General features: G+C 35.8%; 24 protein-coding genes and 1 pseudogene. 13 read left to right on the forward strand and 12 right to left on the reverse strand.

From position 1 onward, the window contains the following. Nucleotides 1-131: 131 nt before the first annotated feature. The 8 genes and pseudogenes from LNP23_RS11405 to LNP23_RS11440 form a co-directional block, all read left to right on the forward strand. Nucleotides 132-434, forward strand: a pseudogene (locus LNP23_RS11405) (nuclear transport factor 2 family protein); the annotation flags it as partial. A gap of 167 nt (nucleotides 435-601) precedes the next feature. Beyond that, nucleotides 602-1,471 carry an archaemetzincin gene (locus LNP23_RS11410; RefSeq protein ID WP_230004983.1) on the forward strand — a complete coding sequence of 290 codons (870 nt, stop codon included), beginning with the start codon at nucleotides 602-604 and terminating at the stop codon, nucleotides 1,469-1,471. Between the two features lie 37 nt (nucleotides 1,472-1,508). Beyond that, nucleotides 1,509-2,207, forward strand: a complete 699-nt coding sequence (locus LNP23_RS11415) for an aspartate/glutamate racemase family protein (protein ID WP_230004984.1) — start codon at nucleotides 1,509-1,511, stop codon at nucleotides 2,205-2,207. A gap of 8 nt (nucleotides 2,208-2,215) precedes the next feature. Next, entirely contained in the window at nucleotides 2,216-2,758 is a 543-nt protein-coding gene (locus LNP23_RS11420; RefSeq protein WP_230004985.1) for an NADPH-dependent FMN reductase, read from the forward strand. 13 nt (nucleotides 2,759-2,771) lie between these two features. Then, entirely contained in the window at nucleotides 2,772-3,122 is a 351-nt protein-coding gene (locus LNP23_RS11425; RefSeq protein ID WP_230004986.1) for a cupin domain-containing protein, read from the forward strand. Nucleotides 3,123-3,486: 364 nt separating this feature from the next. Continuing rightward, entirely contained in the window at nucleotides 3,487-4,653 is a 1,167-nt protein-coding gene (locus LNP23_RS11430) for an MFS transporter (RefSeq protein WP_230004987.1), read from the forward strand. Between the two features lie 61 nt (nucleotides 4,654-4,714). After that, nucleotides 4,715-5,647, forward strand: coding sequence for a peptidylprolyl isomerase (locus LNP23_RS11435; RefSeq protein WP_047775443.1), 933 nt, complete (start codon nucleotides 4,715-4,717; stop codon nucleotides 5,645-5,647). 100 nt (nucleotides 5,648-5,747) lie between these two features. Further along, entirely contained in the window at nucleotides 5,748-6,065 is a 318-nt protein-coding gene (locus LNP23_RS11440) for a cytochrome c (RefSeq protein WP_230004988.1), read from the forward strand. 93 nt (nucleotides 6,066-6,158) lie between these two features. On the opposite strand, the gene LNP23_RS11445 is transcribed toward LNP23_RS11440, so the two are convergent. The 3 genes from LNP23_RS11445 to LNP23_RS11455 all read right to left on the reverse strand — a co-directional run bounded on the left by LNP23_RS11445 (nucleotide 6,159) and on the right by LNP23_RS11455 (nucleotide 8,492). Further along, nucleotides 6,159-6,539 (reverse strand): GreA/GreB family elongation factor, encoded by a 381-nt coding sequence (locus LNP23_RS11445; RefSeq protein WP_230004989.1) that lies wholly within the window; start codon nucleotides 6,537-6,539, stop codon nucleotides 6,159-6,161. Between the two features lie 375 nt (nucleotides 6,540-6,914). Next, complete coding sequence (locus LNP23_RS11450; RefSeq protein WP_230005157.1) at nucleotides 6,915-7,469, reverse strand: thioredoxin family protein; 555 nt, start codon at nucleotides 7,467-7,469, stop codon at nucleotides 6,915-6,917. Between the two features lie 123 nt (nucleotides 7,470-7,592). After that, nucleotides 7,593-8,492: an alpha/beta fold hydrolase gene (locus LNP23_RS11455; protein WP_230004990.1), complete on the reverse strand. Its 900-nt coding sequence runs from the start codon at nucleotides 8,490-8,492 to the stop codon at nucleotides 7,593-7,595. 130 nt (nucleotides 8,493-8,622) lie between these two features. Between LNP23_RS11455 and LNP23_RS11460 the strand changes: the two genes are divergently transcribed. Beyond that, a complete protein-coding gene (locus LNP23_RS11460) occupies nucleotides 8,623-8,958 on the forward strand; it encodes a tRNA-binding protein (RefSeq protein WP_230004991.1) in 336 nt (111 codons plus the stop codon). A gap of 146 nt (nucleotides 8,959-9,104) precedes the next feature. On the opposite strand, the gene LNP23_RS11465 is transcribed toward LNP23_RS11460, so the two are convergent. From LNP23_RS11465 to LNP23_RS11480, 4 genes are all read right to left on the reverse strand, one after another. After that, nucleotides 9,105-9,656 (reverse strand): RBBP9/YdeN family alpha/beta hydrolase, encoded by a 552-nt coding sequence (locus LNP23_RS11465; protein WP_230004992.1) that lies wholly within the window; start codon nucleotides 9,654-9,656, stop codon nucleotides 9,105-9,107. Nucleotides 9,657-9,679: 23 nt separating this feature from the next. Further along, complete coding sequence (locus LNP23_RS11470; protein WP_230004993.1) at nucleotides 9,680-10,504, reverse strand: alpha/beta hydrolase; 825 nt, start codon at nucleotides 10,502-10,504, stop codon at nucleotides 9,680-9,682. 102 nt (nucleotides 10,505-10,606) lie between these two features. Further along, nucleotides 10,607-10,975, reverse strand: a complete 369-nt coding sequence (locus tag LNP23_RS11475; protein ID WP_029268690.1) for a PUR family DNA/RNA-binding protein — start codon at nucleotides 10,973-10,975, stop codon at nucleotides 10,607-10,609. Nucleotides 10,976-11,043: 68 nt separating this feature from the next. Beyond that, nucleotides 11,044-12,822, reverse strand: a complete 1,779-nt coding sequence (locus LNP23_RS11480) for an ABC transporter ATP-binding protein (RefSeq protein ID WP_230004994.1) — start codon at nucleotides 12,820-12,822, stop codon at nucleotides 11,044-11,046. 204 nt (nucleotides 12,823-13,026) lie between these two features. On the opposite strand from LNP23_RS11480, the gene LNP23_RS11485 reads away from it, so the two are divergent. The 3 genes from LNP23_RS11485 (at nucleotide 13,027) to yajC (ending at nucleotide 15,901) form a co-directional block, all read left to right on the forward strand. Next, nucleotides 13,027-14,133, forward strand: coding sequence for a Glu/Leu/Phe/Val family dehydrogenase (locus LNP23_RS11485; protein ID WP_047775457.1), 1,107 nt, complete (start codon nucleotides 13,027-13,029; stop codon nucleotides 14,131-14,133). 504 nt (nucleotides 14,134-14,637) lie between these two features. Then, nucleotides 14,638-15,549: a transcription antitermination factor NusB gene (gene nusB / locus LNP23_RS11490; protein ID WP_230004995.1), complete on the forward strand. Its 912-nt coding sequence runs from the start codon at nucleotides 14,638-14,640 to the stop codon at nucleotides 15,547-15,549. 76 nt (nucleotides 15,550-15,625) lie between these two features. Further along, entirely contained in the window at nucleotides 15,626-15,901 is a 276-nt protein-coding gene (yajC, locus tag LNP23_RS11495) for a preprotein translocase subunit YajC (RefSeq protein WP_047775458.1), read from the forward strand. Between the two features lie 1,654 nt (nucleotides 15,902-17,555). Here the strand turns inward: yajC and LNP23_RS11500 are convergent. The 4 genes from LNP23_RS11500 to LNP23_RS11515 form a co-directional block, all read right to left on the reverse strand. After that, nucleotides 17,556-18,143: a YdeI/OmpD-associated family protein gene (locus tag LNP23_RS11500; RefSeq protein ID WP_230004996.1), complete on the reverse strand. Its 588-nt coding sequence runs from the start codon at nucleotides 18,141-18,143 to the stop codon at nucleotides 17,556-17,558. Further along, nucleotides 18,144-19,421: a peptidase T gene (gene pepT, locus LNP23_RS11505; protein ID WP_230004997.1), complete on the reverse strand. Its 1,278-nt coding sequence runs from the start codon at nucleotides 19,419-19,421 to the stop codon at nucleotides 18,144-18,146. Nucleotides 19,422-19,539: 118 nt separating this feature from the next. Next, nucleotides 19,540-20,676: a formylglycine-generating enzyme family protein gene (locus LNP23_RS11510; RefSeq protein ID WP_230004998.1), complete on the reverse strand. Its 1,137-nt coding sequence runs from the start codon at nucleotides 20,674-20,676 to the stop codon at nucleotides 19,540-19,542. A gap of 186 nt (nucleotides 20,677-20,862) precedes the next feature. Beyond that, nucleotides 20,863-21,855 (reverse strand): DUF6515 family protein, encoded by a 993-nt coding sequence (locus tag LNP23_RS11515; protein WP_230004999.1) that lies wholly within the window; start codon nucleotides 21,853-21,855, stop codon nucleotides 20,863-20,865. Nucleotides 21,856-22,048: 193 nt separating this feature from the next. Between LNP23_RS11515 and LNP23_RS11520 the strand changes: the two genes are divergently transcribed. Further along, nucleotides 22,049-23,083 (forward strand): quinone-dependent dihydroorotate dehydrogenase, encoded by a 1,035-nt coding sequence (locus tag LNP23_RS11520; protein ID WP_230005000.1) that lies wholly within the window; start codon nucleotides 22,049-22,051, stop codon nucleotides 23,081-23,083. On the opposite strand, the gene LNP23_RS11525 is transcribed toward LNP23_RS11520, so the two are convergent. After that, nucleotides 23,069-23,785 carry a DUF3307 domain-containing protein gene (locus LNP23_RS11525; protein WP_047775469.1) on the reverse strand — a complete coding sequence of 239 codons (717 nt, stop codon included), beginning with the start codon at nucleotides 23,783-23,785 and terminating at the stop codon, nucleotides 23,069-23,071. The two genes, LNP23_RS11520 and LNP23_RS11525, sit on opposite strands and share 15 nt — an antisense overlap. Nucleotide 23,786: the final 1 nt, after the last annotated feature.

Below are 23,786 nucleotides of genomic sequence, written 5' to 3' on the forward strand. Positions count from 1 at the left end.
TTTTTATAGTGTACTCCTGCAAGGATCAGGTAAAAACACCCAATTTGGATCCGTCAAAGAAGGAAAGAATAGTAAAACAATATTTCGAATATTACAATAACCACCAATGGAACGAACTGGCAACGCTGTATTCGCCAATAGCAGATTTTAAGGATCCGTCATTTGGACCCGAGATGACCATTCAAACCCGGAGACAAACCATTACTAAATACAATAAGCTAAATACCCTGTTTGCCGATTTGCATAGTGAAATCGTTAAAATTTATCCCTCAGATGAACAACATATAATTGTAGAACTAGTCTCAACAGGTACAGCTGCTGATAGCACAAAATTTAAACTACCAATCTGCAAGATTTTTACAATTGATAAAGGAAAAATAACACAGGATTTTACCTATTTTGACAACTTTGATGATTCAAATTCTGATAAATAAAGCTAGATTTACTTTTTGAATTCAAGACCCGGAATAGAATTTCGGAAGCGCTTTTATGATTCATAACAGCCAGGTAACAGTCAATTTAAAATTATTTTATTTCTTTAATGCTATAAAAATAAACCGTAAATCTATTTCCAATCCTTTAATCTCACACCAAAGCTTATATGAGAAAATTTTTTCTTTTAGTTATTGTACTTTTTTATTCCTGTAATTCAAATAAAGAAAATGCCTATTTCGAAGATATAAAAGAGAATGATGTTGCGCTTGCTCCACCTGCGCCCGGCGACTGGTTGTATGATCGTGACGAAAAAGGGCAGAGTTTTGAAAAATTCATGAAATCAAAACACATTATTCCAACCAAAGAGGCGAATATTATTTATATAAAACCAATTGGCAGTTTTACGGCTTTGCAAACCAAACAAATTGAATTGACGAGGGAGTATCTGCAAATCTATTTTCAATTGGACACCAAAATTTTGGAAACCGCTTCAAATAATATTATTCCTGATCATGCCAGAAGAATAGGAAGAGAAGAGCAGGAGCAGCTGTTGGCAGGTTATATTTTAGACAGTGTTTTAAAAAAGGATAAGCCATTAAACCGAATTGCCGTAATGGGATTGACAGAACTGGATTTATTTCCTTCCTCTAGTTGGAATTACGTTTTTGGATTAGCGTCGTACACACAGAAAATAGGAGTAAGTTCCATTTATAGATTACAAGATGAAAAATTAACAGAGGCCAATTTCAATCTGTGTTTATCTCGATTGTTGAAAGTAAGTTCACACGAACTCGGGCACATGTTTGGATTAGCCCATTGTATTGAGGCCAATTGCGTGATGAATGGAACAAATAGTATCCCGGAGACAGATGAACATTCTATCCGATTGTGCTCAAACTGTCAGAAAAAAATAAATTCCGGTTTAAAATACGATAACAAAAAAAGATTGAATGAACTCGCAACTTATTTTGAGCGAAATAATTTGATGCGTGAATTGCAGTTAATGAAACGCGATCTTGCGAGTACTCGATTTTAATAACCAAAATAAAACCTTAGAATTGAAAAATACAACTATGAAAAAAATAGGACTTGTAGGCGGAATCAGTTGGATTTCGACAATTGATTATTACCGATTTATCAACGAAGGCATCAACGAAAAGTTAGGTGGACTTAATTTCGCCGAATGCATTATTTACTCGGTGAATTTTGATGATTTTCAAAGAAATAACACCAACGGAAATTGGGATGCCACTTTTGATTTGCTTTTAAATGCCTGCAAAAACCTCGAAAAAAGCGGTGCCGATGCCATTGTTTTGTGTGCCAATACGGCTCATGCGGTTTCAGACAGACTGGAGCAGGAAATTAATTTACCATTTGTACATGTAGTGACCGCCACAGCAAATGCAATAAAGAAACAAGGATTGAAAAAAGTCGGTTTGTTGGGAACGAAATTCACTATGGAAATGGATTTTTACTTCAAAAAACTGGCAGAAAATAACATAGAAGCCATTGTTCCTTTTCTTCAGGAAGAAAGAGATTTTGTGCAGCAAACCTTAAAAGAAGAATTAGGACGAGGAATAATAAAAGAACAAACCAAGAGAGCCTATCTCTCAATTATTGAAAAATTAATTGAAAACGGAGCAGAGGGAATAATTTTGGGTTGTACCGAAATTCCCATGCTGATTAGTCAGGAAGACGTTCCGGTTCCGGTTTTTGATACGACAAAAATTCATTCGGAAGCGGCGGTAGAATTTGCTGTTTCTGCAGAATAATAAAGGCAATGGGCGAGCAGAAAATCATAATGGCTATTTCAGGAAGTACGAGAAAGAACTCGAATAACTTTAAAATTCTGAAATTCATTTCGGAAAACATAAGCAGTGATTTTACGGTAGAAATATTCGAAGATTTAGAACGTATTCCTCATTTTAATCCGGATCTGGATACCGAAAATCCACCCGAAGAAGTACAGGCTTTCAGAAATAAAATTGAGACCGCAAGTGGGGTCATAATTTGTACTCCCGAATATGTATTTAGTTTGCCCGGAAGTTTGAAAAATGCCTTAGAATGGTGTGTTTCTACTACGGTGTTTTCAAATAAAAAGGTAGGTTTGATCACGGCTTCTGCGTCCGGAGAAAAAGGCCATGAGCAATTAGAGTTAATAATGAAAACTATTGAAGCTAAATTTAATGAGGAAACTCAACTTTTGATACAGGGAATAAGAGGCAAATTAGATTTGGATGGAAATATTACGGATGAAAAAACGTTGCTCAACCTTCTTAAATTTATCAGGAATTTTGAAAAACAAATGAAAGAATTCAATTAAAAATAAAACAAATATGCAAAGTTTCGGATCGAGTAAAATGTTTATAAAAGGCGATGAAATAGAGTGGGAAGTAGTAGGGGAAGGTATCAAGCGTAAAATTCTGGCTTATGATGATAAAGTCATGCTGGTGAATGTTCATTTTGAAAAAGGAGGAATTGGCGTTTTGCACGAACACTATCATTCGCAGGTAACCTATATTGCAAGCGGTAAATTTGATGTTACAATTAATGGTGTCACACAGACTTTAAAAGAAGGAGACAGTTTTTATATTCCTCCTCATGCCATTCACGGTGTTGTTTGTTTAGAAAGCGGACTTTTAACCGATGTTTTTAGCCCAATGCGGGAAGATTTTATGAAGTTTTAGGTTTAAAGGCGCAAAGGTACAGCGGTTTAAAAAGTGAAAAGTGAAAAAAACTTTGTGACGCTGCGACTTCTCTGTTTGTTTCGTTAAAAACGCCTTCTAAATATCAATTAAACGTTCTTTTATGAACTATTGTCACCCTGAGCGTAGTCGAAGGCTGGTTAGGCAAAAAGGGCTTCGACTCCGCTCAGTCTGACATAGAGATTGAGCTTTTAAAAAAAATACAAGGGGATAAAGGTTTGAAAAAAAGATTCAAAGAAACGCTGAACCTTTGTACCTCCGAACCTTTGCCCTTCAAGAAAAAAGTACCTAAAAAATTATAATTTTTTTAAAGTTTAGGTTGAAATTAGAATAGTATTTTTGCAAAATGAATTTATCTAAAACGAATGTCTTATTCATGGCAGCTTGCACCGGACTGATAGTTGCAAACCTGTATTACTGCCAACCCTTGATTGTTTTAATCGCCAACGAATTTAAAATTCCCGAAGCAAGTGCCGGAACCATTACCTATCTGACTCAGGCAGGTTATGCGATCGGACTGTTTTTTATGGTACCGCTTGGGGACAAAATCGAACGTAAAAAGCAAATTTTAATGACGACTTTTGCCACGGTAATTGCTTTAATTATTGCTGCGACGTCTACAAACTTTTTTGTTCTGCAAATTGCATCATTGCTTATCGGAATCACTTCGATAGTGCCACAGCTTATTTTGCCTTTGGCAGCTTCTTTAACTGCTCCGGAACAACGTGGAAAAGTTGTTGGAACAATTATGAGCGGATTACTACTTGGTATTTTGCTTTCCCGAACATTAAGCGGATTCATTGGCCAGCTTTTCGGATGGAGATCGATGTTTTGGATTGCAGCAGGAATTTGTACTTTGATATTTTTTGCCATTCAGAAGAAATTACCGGTCAATAAACCTCAATTTGATGGTTCTTACGGTCAATTAATTAAATCACTGTTTACACTGATAAAAACACAACCGGTTTTACGGGAAGCTACTCTAATCAATGTGTTTTGTTTCGCACAATTTGGAGCATTCTGGACCACAATGGTGTTATTGCTTTCAGGTGAGCCTTTTAAATTTAATAGTGCCACAATAGGACTTTTTGGAATTGTCGGAGCTTCAGGAGCTTTAGCAGCACCTTTGGTTGGTAAAATGGGAGACAAAGGAAATCCTAGAGTTGCAGTGGGTTACGGTTGTTTGTTGATGTTAATCAGTTTTATGGTTTTCTATTTTTCAATAGAAAGTGTAATCGGAATTGTGATCGGAATTGTTTTTATTGACATTGGAATTCAGGGCGTTCACATTTCAAATCAAACCCGCGTTTATTCGCTTTTGCCTGAAGCGAGAAACAGATTAAATACCGTATTTATGTCGTTTAGTTTCTTGGGAACTGCGGCAGGATCGGCTTACGGATTGTTATTGTGGAAATTAGGCGGATGGCATGCTGTGACCATCGGATGTGCTGTTCTGGCCCTACTGGCATTGATAGTTTATGGAGTTACTTATAAATCAAAATCGAAAAAATAGAAAGCACAAGTTGATATAGAATTAATTTGTAAATTTGCAATCAAAATTAAAAATAATAACAATGGAAAACGGAATATACGCTAAATTCAATACTAGCAAAGGTTCAATTTTAGTAAAATTGACTCACGATTTAACGCCAGGTACAGTTGGTAACTTCGTAGGATTGGCAGAAGGAAATTTAGAAAATAAAATCAAACCACAAGGGAATAAATATTACGATGGATTATCATTTCACCGTGTAATTCCTGATTTCATGGTTCAGGGAGGTTGTCCTCAGGGAACTGGAACAGGTGGTCCTGGTTACAAATTTGATGATGAATTTCACCCAAGTTTGAAACACGATCGTCCGGGAGTTTTGGCTATGGCTAATGCAGGAGCAGGAACAAACGGATCTCAATTTTACATCACTCACGTTCCAACTTCTTGGTTAGACGGAAAACATACTGTTTTTGGTCACGTAATTGAAGGACAAGATATCGTTGATGCAATTGCTCAGGGAGATGCTCTTGAAACTTTAGAAATTGTAAGAGTAGGAGAAGAAGCTCAAAAATGGAATGCTATCGAAGCTTTCAGAACTTTTGAAGGTTCTCGTGCTAAACGTGAAGCAAATGAAAAAGCGGCTGCTGAAGCTAAAATGGAAGAACTTGCTGCTGGTTTTGATAAAACAGAAAGTGGGTTACGTTACAAAATGATTCAAAAAGGAGATGGTAAAAGAGCTGAAGCTGGTAAAACAGTTGCGGTACATTACGAAGGTTCTTTAGAAACAGGAAAAGTTTTTGATTCTTCTTACCCACGTAAAAAACCAATCGAATTCAGATTAGGTCAAGGTCAGGTTATCGAAGGTTGGGATGAAGGTATTGCTTTATTACAAGTTGGAGACAAAGCTCGTTTTGTTATTCCTTCTCATTTAGCATACGGATCTGCAGGTGCAGGAGGAGTTATTCCGGCAAACGCAACTTTGATTTTTGACGTTGAATTAATGGAAGTAAAATAAGAAATTAGACCGCTTTGTTCTAATTTAAATACTGTCTAAATAATAAATCCCATTCATTTACGAATGGGATTTTTTTATATTTACTTAAAAAACAAAGCTAATGAAATCAACATTTTTAACCTTTGCCGCGTTGGCCTTATTTTTGGCTTCTTGCGGTACTCAAAAGTCAGCTCCGGTTGCTGCGACTGAGCCAGCCGTACCACCAACTGAAACTGCTAAAGGGGTAACATTGACACCTGAGTTGGCGGAAGGTCAAAACTTGTATTCAAACAATTGTGCAAAATGCCATAAATTGTACGAACCTAAAAAATTTACACAGGAAGAATGGACTCCAATCTTAGTAAGAATGGGTAAAAAAGCGCATTTAGACGGTACTCAAATGGCTTCTATTACGAATTATATTAATTCACAATTGTAAACGACTTAAAAAAGCATGCTGTAATCGGGATGCTTTTTTTTTTATTCCTACAAGACATAAAAAAACACCTGCATAAAAGAGGTGTTTAAAAGATTAAGTATTGCTCACTGCAATTATTTTTAAAGATTTTATTCCGGCAGGTAACTCCCAATCGACTTCATCGTTTTCTTTAAATCCAATTATGGCTACACTTAAAGGAGCCAGTATAGAAATTTTCCCCGCTTTTACATCTGCCAATGAAGGTAGTACAATTTGAATTTTCATTTGCTTCTTGGCTTTTACATCTTCAATAGTGACAAATGAATTGATTCGGATCACTAAAGGATCAGGAGTGCTGTCTTTACTGATAATCGCACGGTCTAGTTCATGAGAAAGCTGACCGATTTCTTTTGCATTAATAGCATTTTTACTTTTTAAAATCAATTCCCGAAGTAATTGATAATCTGTGGAGCTGAAAATAGGGGTTGGTTTCATAGTGTTATTATTGTTTATTTATTTGAAAAAAAAGTAATGGTTCCGGTTCTCAACATGTACAAAATATACAGATTGTGACTAGAAGTAAATGAATGTAAATGGGATGTTGGTTGAAACAGGATTATTTGACAGAAGAGAGCTTCTTTCAAATAAACAAATTAAAAAAGAGGTAAATCCTCCGCCTGAAAGAAGAAATTGAAGTAGACGGAGGCCTAATTAATAAAGGCCTTACTATGTGAAATAAATGCAACGGCAAGCGGTTTTCTCCTGAAAGAAAACAGTAGTATAAAAACGGTTGATAGTATAATACTCGCCATGAGTGATCGTTTGGGTGAATTCGTAAAGATACTTAAACTTTTTGAAAAGTTAGGACGGTTATTTCCATTTGATGTTACAACCAATACTTGGCTTCTGTAAATCTTTTAAAGTTCGGTTATATATTAACGCATCTATAGCACTTCGTAAGTCGCTCCCGCTTAATGGAATTCCGTTATTAGGTCTTGAATCGTCTAATTGCCCACGATAAAACAAACGATCGCTGGCATCAAACAGATAAAAATCGGGAGTACAGGCAGCATCAAAAGCTTTTGCAACTTCCTGTGTTTCGTCGAATAAATAGGGGAAATCTATTTTGTGTTGAAAAGCAAATTCCGTCATGAGTTCCGGAGCATCCTGCGGGTATTTTTCAATATCATTGCTGGAAATCGCAATTACTCCAATTCCCTGAACACGATAATCATTTGCGATCATGATAATTTCGGGAATAACATGCAGTACAAATGGACAATGATTACACATAAATATAACCAAAGTGCCTTTTGTTCCCTTTAATTCGTCAAAAGAATACGTATTATTTGAATTCGTATCTTTTAGATTAAAGTTTGGAGCTGCTGTTCCAAGCGGAATCATATTGGAAGAAGTTCGTGCCATTTTAGGAATATATTTATCCAAAAATAACCTTTAAATTCTGTAAAAGAAAGCGCAATGGTATAAAAATGCCCAAAGAAGCTATTATTGTAAAATACATTAGCACTTTGGGCATTAGTTAATTAGTTAAGAATTTAGAAAATTCACCAGATCTTTATTTAAGCGATCCCTTTCGGTATAAAACAATCCGTGTGGTGCGCCTTCATAGGTAATGAAGGTGCTATCTACTATTGATTCCGCTGCTTTTTTTGATGTTAGGTCAATCGGTACGGTTTTATCATCTGTTCCGTGAATGAGTAATGTTGGAACCTTTATAGTATCTAACTCACTCCTAAAATCGGTATTCGTAAGCGATTCGGCACATTTCAAAGTGGCTCGTGGCGAAGCAAAGGAACAAAGCATGCGGTAATATTCTAATAAAGCATTGCTTACCGGTTTGTTGATCACATTTACGCCAAAAAATGTCTTTCCGAAATTATCCAGAAAACCAATTCGGTCTTCCTTGATTGCGGCAGCAGTGGCATCGGCTTTCTCTTTTGGACGGCCATCGGGATTGTCTTCCGTTTTTGAAAGAAAAGGGATAATTGAGGAGATTAGAACCGCTTTAGTAGCGCCTCTTCCGTCATGTCGGCTAAAGTAACGTACGACTTCTCCACCGCCCATAGAAAAACCAATCAGTGTAAAATCGCCCAATTGAAGTTGTTCGATTATTTCGTTGAGGTCATCTGTTAAAGTGTCAAAATCGTAGCCATCCCAAGGTTGTGAAGATTTTCCAAATCCACGTCGGTCATAGGCAATTACTCTGAAGTTGTTCTGAACCAAAAAATCAATTTGGTATTCCCACATCTCATTAGACAGTGGCCAGCCATGAATTAAAATGACCGGTTTCCCTTTGCCATAGTCCCTTACATATAGTTTTACGTTTTGAGCAGTTTGTATGTATTTATCAGTGTTTCGTGCTTTTACATCAAGATCAGGATCGGTATCTCTAAAAGAAGTGAAGGTATTTATAAAACTATTTTCCATTTTTCGTATTTTTTAATGTTGGCAATACTAATTTGATTAGTAAAATTAAAAATGAAGTGCAAAAAAAAGTTATAGAATTGCTGGCAATAATTACAAAATTTTTAGGTTTGTAAATAAAGACGACATAAAAATGGATTTAACCTGGAGTGAATTTGAAAGAACCGATATGCGAGTAGGAACCATAATCGGTGTAAATGATTTTCCCGAAGCCCGAAAACCGGCTTATCAGCTTACAATTGATTTTGGTGTGGAAATTGGCCTCAGAAAATCATCTGCACAAATTACCAAACGATATACAAAAGAAGAGCTGCTTAACAGACAGATTGTAGCCGTTGTTAATTTTCCTAAAAAACAAATAGGGAAGTTCAATAGTGAATGCCTGGTTCTTGGTGCTGTAGGTGATGAGGGTGATGTGATTTTACTGGCTCCTGATTTTAAAATCGAAAATGGCTTGCGGATTGGTTAGTTTTTAGTCTCAGTCTCAGTCTCAGTGTTCAGTCACGGTCTCAGTCTCAGTATTCAGTTTAGATTAGACGCTTTACATTTTACATCTTACAGGTTACATTTCGCAACCACAATTCCGCTTTTCGAGACTGAGACTGAAAACTGAGACTAAATAGTACTAATTTTCGCAACTAATTGTTGTAAAATTAACTGTCCTTCTTCCCAGTATTTTAAATCGGAATCTGAATTGATGTGGCCTTTTTGTCCTACGTTGACAAGTTCACTTCCCCACATTTGGGCAAAGTATTTTTTTCGCTCAAAAGAGGCGTAAGGATCGTTTTCGCTGGCTACAACAATAGACGGGAAAGGTAATTTTATAGTTGGTATTGGAGAAAAATTTCTGATGGATTCCGGAGTATGTTCAGGAGAGTCTACATCTGCGGGAGCTACTAAGAGTGCACCGACAATATTTTTGTTGTAATTTGAAGTGGCCCAATGCAATACCAATGAGACGGCTAAGCTATGCGCTACAAGAATGGTTGGACTGTTTAGTTTGGAAATTTCCTCGTTTAATCTTTCGATCCATTCGGTACGAATAGGCTCATCCCAATTGTCCTGTACAATTCGTTTGGAGTTTTTGAATTTTTCATGCCAGAAAGTTTGCCAATGTTTTTCGCCTGAGTTTCCTAGTCCGGGTAGTATTAATAAATTTGTTTCCATTGCCGTGGATTTGTTTTTAAAGGTTATTTTTCGCGTTGTTTTATAATTCGGTTAACTTCATTTAAGAGTAATGGGAAGCCCGGTTCAGTCATTCCGTGACCATAACCGTCTAACTCAAAAAGTTTGGTCTGTTTGTGTCCCACAAGTTTCATCATACGGGCCATATAAGCGTTTTCTTCATAACGACCCAACATTTCCATTTCACGATCTCCGGTTATTAGTAAGATTGGTGGAGCATCGGAACGAACATGATAAATTGGTGCGTAATTATCGATAGTTGCTTGTGTATTTTGAATTCCATTTTCTTTTCTGATTTCGAAATGAGTAATGCACTGACCACTAAAAGGGATAAGTCCTGCAATTTTATTGGCATCAATGCCTTCTTTTTGTAACCATTTTTTATCCAGACCAATCATTGAAGTCAGGTAGCCTCCAGCGGAATGTCCGGAAACAAAAATCAGTTCCGGATCACCTCCGTAATCTGCAATATTATTAAAAGCCCAGGCAACGGCAGCTGCGCTATCTTCTATACATTTAGCCGCTTTTACTTTTGGCGATAATCTGTAATTGATACCTACAATGGCAAAACCTTTGTTTTTCAGAGCTTCCGGAATTTCCATATGCCCTCCGCTTAGGCCCCCGCCATGAAACCAAAGAATCGTTGCGAAGCCCTTTTTGTTTTTAGGATAATATATGTCTAATACGCAACGTTGGTTAATGTAATTGTCATTTTTATTTGTTGCAGAATCGTAATACTGAATATTGGATTTTATTTCATACTCCGTTTTTTGAGCAAAAAGGATACTTGCAGTAAAGAAGAAATAGAGAAGTAGCAGTTTTTTTTTCATTGTTGCGGGTTTTGGAAAAGGAAGCGATAATTTAAAGGTATAAAAAAAGTCCAAAATGCAGGACATGTTGGACTCGTACTTTTTAAAAAGCTATTTTTAGGACTAAATATCGTCGAAATCAATATCAGTAAAGCTAGATCTCTGTCCTTCAGGTTTATCAGAACCGTACTCTTTTTTAAAATCTTTTTGGTGTCTTTCAGAAATTACCTCTTCGCCTTTGTGGTTCAAGACATACGAAGTCATCTCTTCAAGTATTTCAGCGAAAGCACTAAAATCTTCTTTGTATAAGTAGATTTTGTGTTTTTTAAAGTGAAATGAACCATCTTCTTCAGTAAATTTTTTGCTTTCGGTAATTGTGATATAATAATCGTCAGCCTTTGTCGCTCTCACATCAAAGAAATAAGTTCTTCTCCCTGCTCGTAATACTTTAGAAAAAATCTCTTCTTTTTCTAACATGTCATTTTCTCTCATAATACGTTCTATCATTTTTGGAATTAATAGTACTCAAAAATCATAAAAAATTATCGATTACACAACAATTAAAGTAATTCTTTTTCCGAAAGTTGTTTCAAATATAACGAAGAATAATAACCCTCCTGATTTATTAATTGATTATGAGAGCCTTGTTGGATGATTTTACCGTCCTCAAGGATGATAATTTTGTCGGCATTTTTCGCTGAAGAAACCCGATGACTGACAATTATTGTCGTTTTATCTTTACAAATTTCGAACAAATTGTTCAAAATCGTCTCTTCTGTCTCTGTGTCGACTGCAGATAAGCAATCGTCAAAAAGTAAAATAGCCGGATTTTTAATAATCGCTCTCGCAATTGAAACCCGTTGCTTTTGTCCGCCCGAAAGGGTGATACCTCTTTCTCCTAATACAGTGTCATATTGTTTGTTGAAAGCAATTATATTGTCGTGAACAACAGCGTTTTGTGCAGCTTTAATAACTTCTTCGTCTGTCGCATTCTGATTTCCAAATTTGATATTATTTTTAATAGTATCTGAAAATAAAAAAGCATCCTGAGGAACAATTCCAATGTTGTTTCTTAAATCATTTAAATTTAAAGTACTTATTTCATGTTGGTCAATTGTGATTTTTCCTTGCGTAACATCATATAAACGTGAAATGAGTGATAATATTGTTGACTTCCCGGAACCGGTTTTTCCTAAAATAGCTAAAGTTTCTCCTTTTTTTACTGTGAAAGTTACATTTTTAAGTGCCTCAATATTGGTGTCTTCATAGGTGTAACTCACGTTTTCAAAAGAAATGGAGCCTTGAATATCAGATGGATTTTGATTGTTATTTTTGATTTCCGGTTCAATTTTCAAAAATTCATTTAGACGTTTTTGCGAAGCTTCGGCTTCCTGAACCATAGAAGAAACCCATCCTAATGAAGCAACAGGCCAGGTTAACATGTTTACATATAAGATAAACTCAGCAATAGTTCCGATGCTTTGAATGGTGCCATTAATGTACATAACACCGCCAAAATAAATCACCACCAAGTTACTGATTCCGATTAAAGCAATCATTAGGGGACCAAAAAGGGATTGTACTTTGGCTAGATCCAAGCTCTTTTTCTTGCTTTCGTCAGCAAGAGCAACCATGTTGTTTTGATGTTGATTTTCTAAAGAATAAGCCTTTATTACTCGTATTCCTGAAAAGATTTCCTGAGAGAAACTCGAAACTTTAGATAAATATTGCTGGAAGATGGTGCTTTTTTTATTGATGGCTGAACTTAGTTTGAAAATGCAATAAGAGAGTATAGGTAAGGGTAAAATCGTATACAAAGTCAGTAAGGGAGATACACTATACATATAGATAATCACGATGGCAAAACGGATGAATGTGTTTATCGTATACATAACGGCAGGGCCAACGTACATACGTACTTTTGATACGTCTTCGCTGATTCGGTTCATTAAATCTCCGGTTCTATTTTGTTTGTAGAAATTTTGGGAGAGATTTTCATATTGTTTAAAGACTTCATTCTTTAGATCAAATTCAATATGACGTGACATTACGATTAAAGTCTGACGCATTAAGAAGGTCAGGAAGCCCGCAACAATGGTAGTAGCTATGATTAGCAGTACATTATGAATCAAATCCTGATGGTATGAAGCGATAATTGTTTTCGATGCCTGGTCGGCTTTTGGTAATTTGTCGAACTTTTCAATAGCACTTAATGACCTGCTAATTAGCTTTGGAGTGAATAATGAAAAAATTTGTGCGATTATGGTGATTAAAATTCCTAAAGAGAAACTATATTTATATTTGATGAAGTATTTGTTTAAATAGCGTAATTCTTTCATTTTTTTAAGATATTCAATGTTAAAATGATATTGGTTTTGTGAATTGCTTTAAATAAAAAGCAATAGAAAACGCAATTTGTTCACAATAAATTGATTGTTAATTTGTTATTCTAAAGACAAAAAAATAGCACATGTGTATTTTTTGTTTATGTTTGAGATGTCTTTTTGACAAATTCATAATTTTAACAAATAAATAGTAGCGCTATGGATGCAACTTTCACAACTGGAAAGGAACTTCAAAAAATGGATCCTGTTTTTGGTCAGTTATCTTTTAACGATCACGAACAAATTGTATTTTGCAATGACAAAGATACAGGTTTAAAAGCAATTATTGGTATTCATAATTCAGTTATGGGACCAGCTTTAGGAGGTACTAGAATGTGGAATTATAATACTGAATGGGAAGCTTTAAACGATGTTTTGCGTCTTTCAAGAGGTATGACTTATAAATCTGCAATTACCGGACTGAATATTGGTGGGGGAAAAGCAGTAATTATTGGTGATGCCAAAACGCAAAAAACTCCTGAGTTAATGCGTAAGTTTGGCGAATTTGTTCACTCTTTAGGTGGTAGATATATTACAGCTGAAGATGTTGGAATGGAGACTAAAGATATGGATACCGTTAGAGATGTAACACCTTATGTTACCGGAATCTCTGAAGAAAGAGGTGGTTCAGGAAATCCTTCTCCTGTAACGGCTTACGGTGTTTATTTAGGAATGAAAGCGGCTGCAAAAAGTCAGTTTGGTTCTGATGTTTTAGATGGTAAAAAAGTTTTGGTTCAAGGAATTGGACACGTGGGTGAAACTTTGGTTGAGTATTTGACTAAAGAAGGAGCACAAGTGACTATTACCGATATCAACGAAGAAAAATTGTACCAAGTAGCTTCAAAATACAATGCTACAATTTATACCGGAGAAGATTTATATACTGCAGATGTTGATATTTATGCACCATGTGCAATGGGAGCAACCATCAACGATGATACTGTAAACAAAATAAAAGCTAAAGTTATTGCCGGAGCAGCTAACAATCAGTTGGCAGATGAGAATGTACACGGAGCAAGATTACAGGAAAGAGGTATTTTATATGCGCCGGATTTCTTAATCAACGCGGGTGGAATTATCAATGTTTACGCTGAATTAGAGCACTACGGTAAAGCCGAAATCATGAGTAAAACCGAAAATATCTACAATACAACTTTAGAAATTATCGATTACGCTGTGAAAAACGGAATGACTACACATAAAGCAGCGCTTACAATTGCTCAGAATCGTATCGATCAAAGAAAAATCGAGAACGCTAAGAAGTAGTTTTTAAGACTTAGTCTTTAGAGTCTCAGTTTTCAGTCCCGGTTCTCAGTATACGCTGAAGACTGTGACTGGGAACTGAGACTTTTTTTATTCACTAAAGTTTAAATAACAGATTCTGCAAGGTCTTTTTTTGGCCTTGTAGGTATCATGATTGATGTTTTACCCTTGTAAGATCAAAAAAAGACCTCGCAGGAAAAATAGAATATATGAAAATCAGATACTTAAGAATCGAACTCAGATTATTGATAGATTCTGTAAACTGCGACTGAAAACCGCGACTTTCCTTTATTTACCAGTACATTTTAAAGGCCGCGAGTAAGACTGAAAACGGTGACTGAGACTGAAAACTGCGACTTTCCCCCTACGACTAAAACTTAATTGATTACGAATTGTGTTTTTTATTGGATTAAATTTTATTATAACCTGTTTAATTCTTATTTTTGCACCCTAATTTTAAAATGTTCTTACAAGGTGGTAAATAGAAGACACATACGCGTTAAAGTAATGCAATCCATTTATGCAATGCATCAAAGCGGTTCTGATAATATGGAAAAAGAAGAGAAGTTTCTTTTTTATAGCATAGATAATATTCAGGACTTATACCTTATAATGCTTTCTTCGTTGATAGAAATTTGTAAAAAAGAGTCTGTTTTTTTACATCTTTCAAGTAAAAAACATCTTGCAACTGCTGCAGAACGTAATCCGAACGAAAAATTTATCAATAATAAAATTTTTCAACTACTTGCCGAAAGTAATTCACTTAGTATCGCTTTAGAAAATCGTAAAATCAATAACTGGTCATTAAATGATGATTATATTTTATTGCTTTTAAATGATGTTAAATCAAGCGAATTGTATGCTAAATACATGAGCAATGCGACCAATACTTTTGAAGAAGACAGACAATTTGTAATTGATTTGTTCGCTGATGTTATTGTTCCGAATGATAAATTGTATGAATATCTGGAAGACGATAAATTAACATGGGTTGATGATATTCCGGTTGTAAACACGCATATTATCAAGCAATTGAAAGCGATTAAAACACAAGATCCGGACGATTTTAGAGTGCCAAAATTGTACAAAGATGTAGAGGATAAAGATTTTGCAAAAGATTTGTTTAGAAGAACTGTTTTAAACGAGTCGATTTTTGCAAAAGAATACGATGATAAAACACCAAACTGGGACAGTGATCGTATTGCTGAAATTGATACTATTATTTTAAAAATGGCAATTTGCGAGTTTTTAAAATTCCCTTCAATTCCTGTAAAAGTAACTCTTAACGAATATTTAGAAATTGCCAAAGAGTATTCTACACCAAAAAGTAGTATTTTTATCAACGGAATTTTAGATAATTTAGTTAAAGAGCTGGAAGCTAACAAAAAGATGATTAAAGTTGGCAGAGGTTTGATGTAATTGAAAGTAATTTTCAAAAACTAGAATTTCAAATTCCAAAAAGAATATTAATAATAAACAAAAAAGAATTTAAATTATGGGACAATTAACTCAATTTGCGCCATTTCTATTAATGTTTGTGGTAATCTATTTCTTTATGATCAGACCACAACAAAAAAGAGCGAAAAACGAAAAAGAATTTGAAAGCAGCCTAAAAGTAGGTGACAAAATAATTACAAAAAGTGGTTTTCACGGTAAAGTAGTTGAACTTGCAGAAACTACCGTAATCATTGAAACAATGTCAGGAAAATTAAAATTAGAGCGTTCTGCAATTTCTATGGAAATGAGCGCTGCTTTGAACAAAAAAGCATAGTTTTTTTAAATTCCAAAAATTTTTAAAATCCCAAATTCCAAAGTTGTAATACTGGAATTTGGGATTTTTTTATGGCTGAAAACTAGTATTTGCTATGACTTTGTCATTTGGAGATGTGAGAAATTATATATGTAACTCGGCAAAGATTGACGATTTCAGGGATAAGCCTTCGACTTCGCTCAGGGTGACATTTTGGGGGAAGTTTGGAATTTGGAATTTTAGTATTGGAATTTCAGCCCCTTTTTTTTGTCATTTCGACGAAGGAGAAATCGCATCCAATATTCGACAAAGATTGGCGATTTTCTATGCGGAGTTTCTTGTGTGATTTCTCCTTCGTCGAAATGACACGGAATCAAGTAAAAGTGTAATTTAGAAAAATAACAGGCCACATTTGTTCCTTTCGAGGTACGAGAAATCACACGCTTAACTCGACAAAGATTGGTCGTTTACTATGCGGAATTCCTGGTGTGATTTCTCCTTCGTCGAAATGACATGGAATCAAATAAAAGTGTAAGTTAGAAAAATAACAGGTCACATTTGTTCCTTTCGAGGTACGAGAAATCTCACGCGTAACTTGACAAAGAATGGTCGCTTACTATGCGGAATTCCTGGTATGATTTCTCCTTCGTCGAAATGACACGGAATCAAGTAAAAGTGTAAATTAGAAAAATAACAGGCTACATTTGTTCCTTTCGAGGTACGAGAAATCACACGCGTAACTCGACAAAGAATGGTCGCTCACTATGCGGAATTCCTGATGTGATTTCTCTTTCGTCGAAATGACACGGAATCAAGTAAAAGTGTAAGTTAGAAAAATAAGAGGTCACATTTGTTCCTTTCGAGGTACGAGAAATCACACGCTTAACTCGACAAAGAATGGTCGCTCACTATGCGGAATTCCTGGTGTGATTTCTCCTTCGTCGAAATGACACGGAATCAAATAAAAGTGTAAGTTAGAAAAATAACACGCCACATTTGTTCCTTTCGAGGTACGAGAAATCACGCGCGTAACTCGACAAAGAATGGTCGCTTACTATGCGGAATTCCTAGTGTGATTTCTCCTTCGTCGAAAGGACAAACTGTGCGTACACTCATCTTTGTCTAGCTTTTTTGTCTAACCTTGTCATTTCAAATTTAGAGGTATTATGTTTAAAAGATAGGCGATTTCGAGAATAAGCCTTCGACTTCGCTCAGGGTGACATTTGGGAGAAGTTTGGAATTTGGAATTTTAGTATTGGAATTTCAGTCCTTTTTTTGTCATTTCGAGGTACGAGAAATCACACGCGTAACTCGACAAAGAATGGTCGTTTACTATGCGGAATTCCTGGTGTGATTTCTCCTTCGTCGAAATGACACGGAATCAAGTAAAAGTGTAAGTTAGAAAATTAACAAGCCACATTTGTTCCTTTCGAGGTACGAGAAATCGCATTCAATATTCCACAAACTGCGTGTGTTTGACTTTTGTGATTTTTCGTAGCTTTAAAGTATAAAAGTTGTGTTAAGCAAATTTAATCTGGAAAATCAGTAGGAGACTTTAGTTATCATTCTTTTTTCTCAAGTAGAAACGAGTAAACAACAACACCTAGTTCCCGAACAATTGGAATTTGGAATTTAAAAATATTGGAATTTGGAATTTTAAAAATTTGGAATTTAACTACCTGTATTTATCATTCAACCCAATATGTCCTAAAACCATCGGGATTATCTTTTTGATTCTTGAAAGTTTAGTTTTTTCCTGTTTGGCAGTTTCAATATATTCTAAAAACTCATATTGTTTGTAAGGAGAAAAAGCCTGAAAAGCTTTTGCTAAAGCCGGATTCTGACTCATTTCTTTTTCCAGCAACTCAGAAACGATCGTTTCTTTTTTTGTTGGTTTGATGACTTTTCCCTGTTTTTCGTTTTCAATAGCCTCGAGAATGTATTCTAGAACTTCTTTTTCGTTTACCTCTTCTTTAGAGGTGAAACGCCATTGACGTAATGATTTTGTTTTGTCTTCCTGAGCGTTGATGAGTTTCTTTTTCTCGTCTTTCAAGAAAACGCCATTGAAGAACCAAATGGTAAAATAATCCTTAAAACCCCCAATTCCGATAACATTTTTTTTATTGTAAACATAAACCGGGCCGCCCCATTTTACAGTTTCAATCAGTTCGGTTTTGTCAATAATTGATTGAAGAAGAAGTAATTCTTCCTCCCAATTATTGACTTTGTCCCAAACGTGTTTTTTATCGGATGCTGGTTCCAATTATTTCCTTTTTTTAGGTTTTTCAGGTGCATCAAAAATTCCCGGTACTGCTGTTAACTCGACAATTTTTACAATGACATTAGTTGCTTTTTGAATGCTTTCTGCGGGAACATATTCATATTTTCCGTGAAAGTTATGACCGCCGGCAAAAATATTAGGACATGGTAATCCCATATAAGATAGTTGTGAACCGTCAGTTCCACCACGAATAGGTTTTATGATCGGTTTTATGTCTAATTCCCTCATTGCTTTTTCGGCTATGTCAACGATATGTTTTACGGGAAGTACTTTTTCTTTCATATTGTAATATTGGTCTTTTACTTCAATAGTTACAATGTCTTCGCCGAACTTTTTGGCGAATTTTTTATTAATTTTCTTCGCAATTTTTTCGACTAACTCTTTTCGTTTTTCGAATTTTTTCTTGTTGTGATCGCGAATGATAAGTTCTAAAACGGTTTCTTCAATATGTCCTGCAATATGATGAACGTGAAAGAAGCCTTCGTATCCTTTAGTTTGTTGTGGTGTTTCTCCTTTTGGAAGTTCATTGATAAAATCATTTGCAATCAGCATTGAATTGATCATTTTTCCTTTTGCATAACCCGGATGAACACTTTTTCCTTTAAAAGTAATTTTGGCGCCTGCAGCGTTAAAGTTTTCGTATTCTAATTCGCCAATCTGACTTCCGTCCATCGTGTAAGCCCATTGCGCTCCGAATTTTTCTACGTCAAAATAATGCGCACCGCGACCAATTTCTTCGTCAGGGGTAAATCCAATTCTGATTTTACCATGTTTAATTTCAGGGTGCTGTACCAGATACTCCATTGCTGAAACAATCTCAGTAATTCCGGCTTTATCATCGGCACCTAATAGCGTTGTTCCGTCAGTTGTGATGATCGTTTGCCCTTTATATTGTAATAAATCTTTGAAATAGTCAGGTGATAAAATGATGTTTTTTTCGGCATTCAGAACAATGTCTTTTCCGTCGTAATTTTCAACAATTTGTGGTTTTACGTTAGCTCCGCTAAAATCCGGAGAAGTGTCAAAATGCGAAATAAATCCAATTGTAGGGACTTCATGATCTACATTGCTTGGTAAAGTAGCCATGATGTAGGCTTTGTCGTCTATTGTAACGTCTTTTAAACCAATTGTTTTTAGTTCTTCGACTAATTTATTGGCAAGGTTCCATTGTTTTTCTGTACTTGGAGTTGTTTTTGAATTTGGATCAGATTCTGTATCAATTGTTACATAACTTATAAAACGATCAATAATATGTTGCATTTTTTTATTTTTTAGCAAATATAGACATTTTTCTTAGCTGTAAAATTGTAGCTCTTAATATCTAAATTCAAATAAAAAAGGATTCTGTTTTGTAGAACCCTTTTGTTGTGTTTTATTTTCAGATACTTTTAACGCATCTAAACCCAAGATGATTGGCTGCAGATCTGATTTCTCCTTTTCCTCTTGTGCCGACCATATAGCGTGTGCAATACTGATCGGTGCATAAAAAGGATCCGCCTCGATGTATTCTTTTTTTCTCTGTTGGATCGCTTGGGTCATTGTAAGCTTTCGGTCCTTGTGGGTTTTTGGTGATTTTACCATCTCCGGCTAACGTTTGGTAGTAGTCTACACTATACCAATCGTTGACCCATTCCCATACATTTCCGCCTATGTCATAGAGGCCATAGGTATTTGGTTCGAATTGTGCGGTTGGTGCAATTCCTTTAAAACCATCTTCACCGGTGTCTCCGTCTTTGATTGGAAAGTGTCCCTGATATATATTGGCTTGAAATTTCCCGTTTGGTTTTAATGTATTTCCCCAGGCGTATAAGTTTCCGGTTTTACCGCCACGGGCAGCAAATTCCCATTCCGCCTCAGTAGGTAATCTTTTGCCGGCCCATTTTGCATAGGCAGCAGCATCTTCATAGGTAATGTGGACTACGGGATATTTTTCTTTTCCTTTAATGTTACTTTGAGGGCCTTCGGGATGTTTCCAGTCGGCACCGCCAACATAGGACCACCATTGTAAAAAGTTGTTGAGATTAACTGCGGCTGGTGTCGGAGTAAATATAACAGATCCTGTTATTAGATCTTCTTCGGCTGCCGTTGGAAATTCTTCTTTAGTTGGTTTCTGTTCCGCAACAGTTACATATCCGGTGGCTTTTACAAATTTTGCATATTCTTCGTTGGTGACTTCGGTTTTATCCATAAAATAACCGTCTACATAAACGCGGTGAATAGGAGCAGCGTCTTTTGTTACGCCTTTTATACTGCACAAACTTTCATCTTCAACATTACTGCCCATCGAAAATTCTCCACCAGGAATCCAAACCATTCCTTTTGGTGCTTTAGAGGGGGCAGGAGTTTTGTTTGCAATGGTTGGTTTAAAATCAGATTCGGCTGTAGTATTTGGAGTTTCAGCACAATCTACGGCAGCCAGTTTTTCTTTCGGACTTTTAAAAGTGGTATAACCGAAAGCAAGAGTAATAATGGAGATGGTAAGTATAGCAAAAATCCAATAAGTTTTAGTTTTCATTTTGGGTGATTTTGGTTTGAATGGTATTGTTGTATAGGGTAATAATGCCTATGATATAAAAAAATAACCTTATTAAATACAATTCGTTTAATAAGGTTATCTAATTTCATTTCAAATATATAAAAATTCTACTGTTTCTATAGAGTAAATAGTTTTTATCTGAATTATTTTATTTTTTCATCAGAACTATTTATCTTCTTCAACAAGAGCTACTTCGTATTTGTCTTTACCGTCAACTTGTACGGGTTGATAGTAGGTTTCACCAAATTTGATGTATTTTACATCACCAACGGTAACTTCTTCACCACCTTCAGGCAGGCTTTCGACTATTGTTCCTGCTGTTGGCGCTACTACTTTATAATTGCTGCCGTCTTTTTCATAATAGGTTCCGCCGTAATAATAATTGTTGACCGTTCCTGTATTGACCGTCTGGGCTCCACTCGGAATATTATTGACAGTTCCTCCAACCGGAGCTGGTACGGCAGTGTAACCTCCGCTTGATGATTGGTACCAAACCCCTTGATCATAGTGGTATTGTGTGCTTTCTACGCTAACAACAATTGCTGTAACGGCCAAAGAGGTAATAAAGAATCCCCATGGATGCCAAACCGGTCCCCAATAAAAAGGTCTGTACGGATGGTAGAAATAAGGGTGGTAACAATTGTATCGGTATCCGCCATATCGGTATGCGGGACGACCATAAGCAACATTGTTTCTTCTTACAACCGTATTACGATTGTTACGAACGTGAACGCTGTTGTTTACATTTATGTTTACGTTGTTTCTGTTTTTATTAACAGTATTACCGCTAATGTTGTTTCTGTTGCCGGTTTTGTTTCTGTTTGTTGTAGCATTCCCTCTGTTATTGGTTACTTTATTGTCTCCAATTTTTGTTCCGGAATTATTGGGTCTGGTTACTTTGTTGTTAGTGTTGCCAGATCTGTTGATTGTGGAGGTTTTGTTCCCTGTAGCTGGCCTTGTTGGTCTTGTTGTGTTTGCCGGTCTGGCTTTTGGTGCTGGTCTGGCCTGAGTAGCTCCGCCTGCGCGATGTGCACCGCCGCCGACATGTCCTCCACCGCCTCCATGACGTTGTGCCATACCGTCAAGTGAAATTAGAAAAAAAGAGCCTATCAAGCATTGGACTGCCAACTTTTTAATTGCATTTTTTATATTTTTCATCTTCAGTGTTTTAGGTTCACTAAATTATAAAAAAAAACGTATAAATATTTAAAAATTAAACTGATTTTAACGAACAAGTGCATTTAATTCCGGTTTTTAAGTAAATTTTTGTAGCAGTATTAAACTATCATAGGGACACTTTCAAGTATTATAATTAAATTTGCCACCGAAAAAACAACAACAACAACACACTATGTATAAATTGATAATTCGCCCGATACTTTTTTGGTTTGATCCGGAAGAAGTACATTACTTCACTTTCTCTTTCGTTAAATTCATTTCAAAAATACCAGGAGTTTCGTCAATAATTAAATCCGTTTACGAAGTAAAAGACAATCGTCTGGAGAGAGAAGTTTTTGGAATTAAATTTAAAAACCCCGTAGGACTTGCAGCTGGATTTGATAAAGATGCTAAATTGTATAAAGAACTTTCTGATTTTGGATTCGGTTTTATTGAAATTGGAACCGTTACCCCAGTGGGTCAGGAAGGAAATCCTAAAAAACGTTTGTTTCGCTTAAAAGAAGATCACGCGATTATCAATCGAATGGGATTCAATAACGGCGGAGTTCTGGAAGCTGTAGAACGTTTAAAAAAGAATTCAAATGTTTTAATAGGAGGTAATATTGGTAAAAATAAAGTCACTCCAAACGAAAACGCGGTAGACGATTATATTATTTGCTTCGATGCCTTATTTGATCATGTTGATTATTTTGTGGTGAATGTAAGTTCTCCAAATACTCCAAATTTAAGAGCGCTGCAAGACAAAGAGCCACTAACAGCTTTGTTGCAGACGTTGCAGGACAGAAATATAGAAAAGCAAAAAACAAGCAGTCAAAAAGTAAAACCTATTCTATTGAAGATTGCTCCGGATTTAACAGATGAGCAGTTATTGGATATTATTGATATTGTGAAAACAACTCAGATTGCGGGCGTAATTGCTACCAATACTACAATCTCACGTGACGGATTGCAAGCTGCGAATCAAACAGAAATGGGTGGTTTGTCAGGGAAGCCCTTAACGAAGCGTTCTACAGAAGTTATTCGTTTTCTTTCTGAAAAAAGTAATAAAGCATTCCCTATTATTGGAGTAGGAGGTATTCACTCTGCGGATGATGCCATCGAAAAGTTAAATGCAGGAGCAAGTCTGGTACAATTGTATACCGGTTTTATTTATGAAGGCCCGGCCTTGATAAAAGCCATCAATAAAAAGATTTTAAAGCAATTGTAAAAGTAATGCCTGCACGATAAGTCCGGTGAGGATTGCGGTGCCAAAACTCAGTAAAGTACCAATTAGAACATATTCGGTAAGTTTTCTGTCTTTGGCTTCTTTTAGATCACCAAATCTAAAAACCGATTTTGCAGCCAATAAAAATCCAATGGCTTCAAAGTGACCCGTCAGTATAAAACAGAAAACAAACAGACGCTCTAATATACCAATATAGTTTCCGGCTTTAGCTAGTGAATTATCGCTATGCGCATTGCTACTTTCAGGGCTCCAGATGGAAATAATTATCTTGATAAAAATGGAAGTTGGTTTTGTGACCAATAAAATTCCTGTGATTAATATCCAAAACTGATTGCCAAACCAGCTGATGTCGATTGATTTGTTTTGATAGAGAAAAACAACTCCGATTAAGACTAAAACATGCAGAATTTGGTCTACTATAAACCAGGTGCGTTTTGTTTTATTTTTTTGAAAATGCAGTTTGATCAGATCAATAATTCCGTGTGAAATGGTAATAAAAACGGCATAGGGTATAAATTGAATTTCTCCGACAAGAATGGCCGTCAAAACTCCGTGAAGAAGAATATGAAGATATAAATAAATACTTTTATGTTTTTTAGCTTCTTTATCGGCTACCCATGAATTGGGCTGGCCTATAAAATCGCCTAATAGGTGGGCTAAAAGTAATTTTATAAATAAAAGCATA

Origin of the sequence: Flavobacterium cupriresistens (genome assembly GCF_020911925.1) — a bacterium.
Taxonomy (GTDB): Bacteria; Bacteroidota; Bacteroidia; order Flavobacteriales; family Flavobacteriaceae; genus Flavobacterium; species Flavobacterium cupriresistens.

What these genes read in the sequence shown, in the direction of transcription:
- LNP23_RS11465 (WP_230004992.1), bottom strand. Translation starts at nt 9,656, where the DNA reads ATGGAAACAAATTTATTAATACTACCCGGACTAGGAAACTCAGGCGAA.
- LNP23_RS11445 (WP_230004989.1), bottom strand. Translation starts at nt 6,539, where the DNA reads ATGAAACCAACCCCTATTTTCAGCTCCACAGATTATCAATTACTTCGG.
- LNP23_RS11440 (WP_230004988.1), top strand. Translation starts at nt 5,748, where the DNA reads ATGAAATCAACATTTTTAACCTTTGCCGCGTTGGCCTTATTTTTGGCT.
- LNP23_RS11470 (WP_230004993.1), bottom strand. Translation starts at nt 10,504, where the DNA reads ATGAAAAAAAAACTGCTACTTCTCTATTTCTTCTTTACTGCAAGTATC.
- LNP23_RS11410 (WP_230004983.1), top strand. Translation starts at nt 602, where the DNA reads ATGAGAAAATTTTTTCTTTTAGTTATTGTACTTTTTTATTCCTGTAAT.
- LNP23_RS11415 (WP_230004984.1), top strand. Translation starts at nt 1,509, where the DNA reads ATGAAAAAAATAGGACTTGTAGGCGGAATCAGTTGGATTTCGACAATT.
- LNP23_RS11435 (WP_047775443.1), top strand. Translation starts at nt 4,715, where the DNA reads ATGGAAAACGGAATATACGCTAAATTCAATACTAGCAAAGGTTCAATT.
- LNP23_RS11480 (WP_230004994.1), bottom strand. Translation starts at nt 12,822, where the DNA reads ATGAAAGAATTACGCTATTTAAACAAATACTTCATCAAATATAAATAT.
- nusB (WP_230004995.1), top strand. Translation starts at nt 14,638, where the DNA reads ATGCAATCCATTTATGCAATGCATCAAAGCGGTTCTGATAATATGGAA.
- yajC (WP_047775458.1), top strand. Translation starts at nt 15,626, where the DNA reads ATGGGACAATTAACTCAATTTGCGCCATTTCTATTAATGTTTGTGGTA.
- LNP23_RS11515 (WP_230004999.1), bottom strand. Translation starts at nt 21,855, where the DNA reads ATGAAAAATATAAAAAATGCAATTAAAAAGTTGGCAGTCCAATGCTTG.
- LNP23_RS11430 (WP_230004987.1), top strand. Translation starts at nt 3,487, where the DNA reads ATGAATTTATCTAAAACGAATGTCTTATTCATGGCAGCTTGCACCGGA.
- LNP23_RS11460 (WP_230004991.1), top strand. Translation starts at nt 8,623, where the DNA reads ATGGATTTAACCTGGAGTGAATTTGAAAGAACCGATATGCGAGTAGGA.
- LNP23_RS11425 (WP_230004986.1), top strand. Translation starts at nt 2,772, where the DNA reads ATGCAAAGTTTCGGATCGAGTAAAATGTTTATAAAAGGCGATGAAATA.
- LNP23_RS11455 (WP_230004990.1), bottom strand. Translation starts at nt 8,492, where the DNA reads ATGGAAAATAGTTTTATAAATACCTTCACTTCTTTTAGAGATACCGAT.
- LNP23_RS11485 (WP_047775457.1), top strand. Translation starts at nt 13,027, where the DNA reads ATGGATGCAACTTTCACAACTGGAAAGGAACTTCAAAAAATGGATCCT.
- LNP23_RS11420 (WP_230004985.1), top strand. Translation starts at nt 2,216, where the DNA reads ATGGGCGAGCAGAAAATCATAATGGCTATTTCAGGAAGTACGAGAAAG.
- LNP23_RS11525 (WP_047775469.1), bottom strand. Translation starts at nt 23,785, where the DNA reads ATGCTTTTATTTATAAAATTACTTTTAGCCCACCTATTAGGCGATTTT.
- pepT (WP_230004997.1), bottom strand. Translation starts at nt 19,421, where the DNA reads ATGCAACATATTATTGATCGTTTTATAAGTTATGTAACAATTGATACA.
- LNP23_RS11510 (WP_230004998.1), bottom strand. Translation starts at nt 20,676, where the DNA reads ATGAAAACTAAAACTTATTGGATTTTTGCTATACTTACCATCTCCATT.
- LNP23_RS11450 (WP_230005157.1), bottom strand. Translation starts at nt 7,469, where the DNA reads ATGGCACGAACTTCTTCCAATATGATTCCGCTTGGAACAGCAGCTCCA.
- LNP23_RS11520 (WP_230005000.1), top strand. Translation starts at nt 22,049, where the DNA reads ATGTATAAATTGATAATTCGCCCGATACTTTTTTGGTTTGATCCGGAA.
- LNP23_RS11475 (WP_029268690.1), bottom strand. Translation starts at nt 10,975, where the DNA reads ATGAGAGAAAATGACATGTTAGAAAAAGAAGAGATTTTTTCTAAAGTA.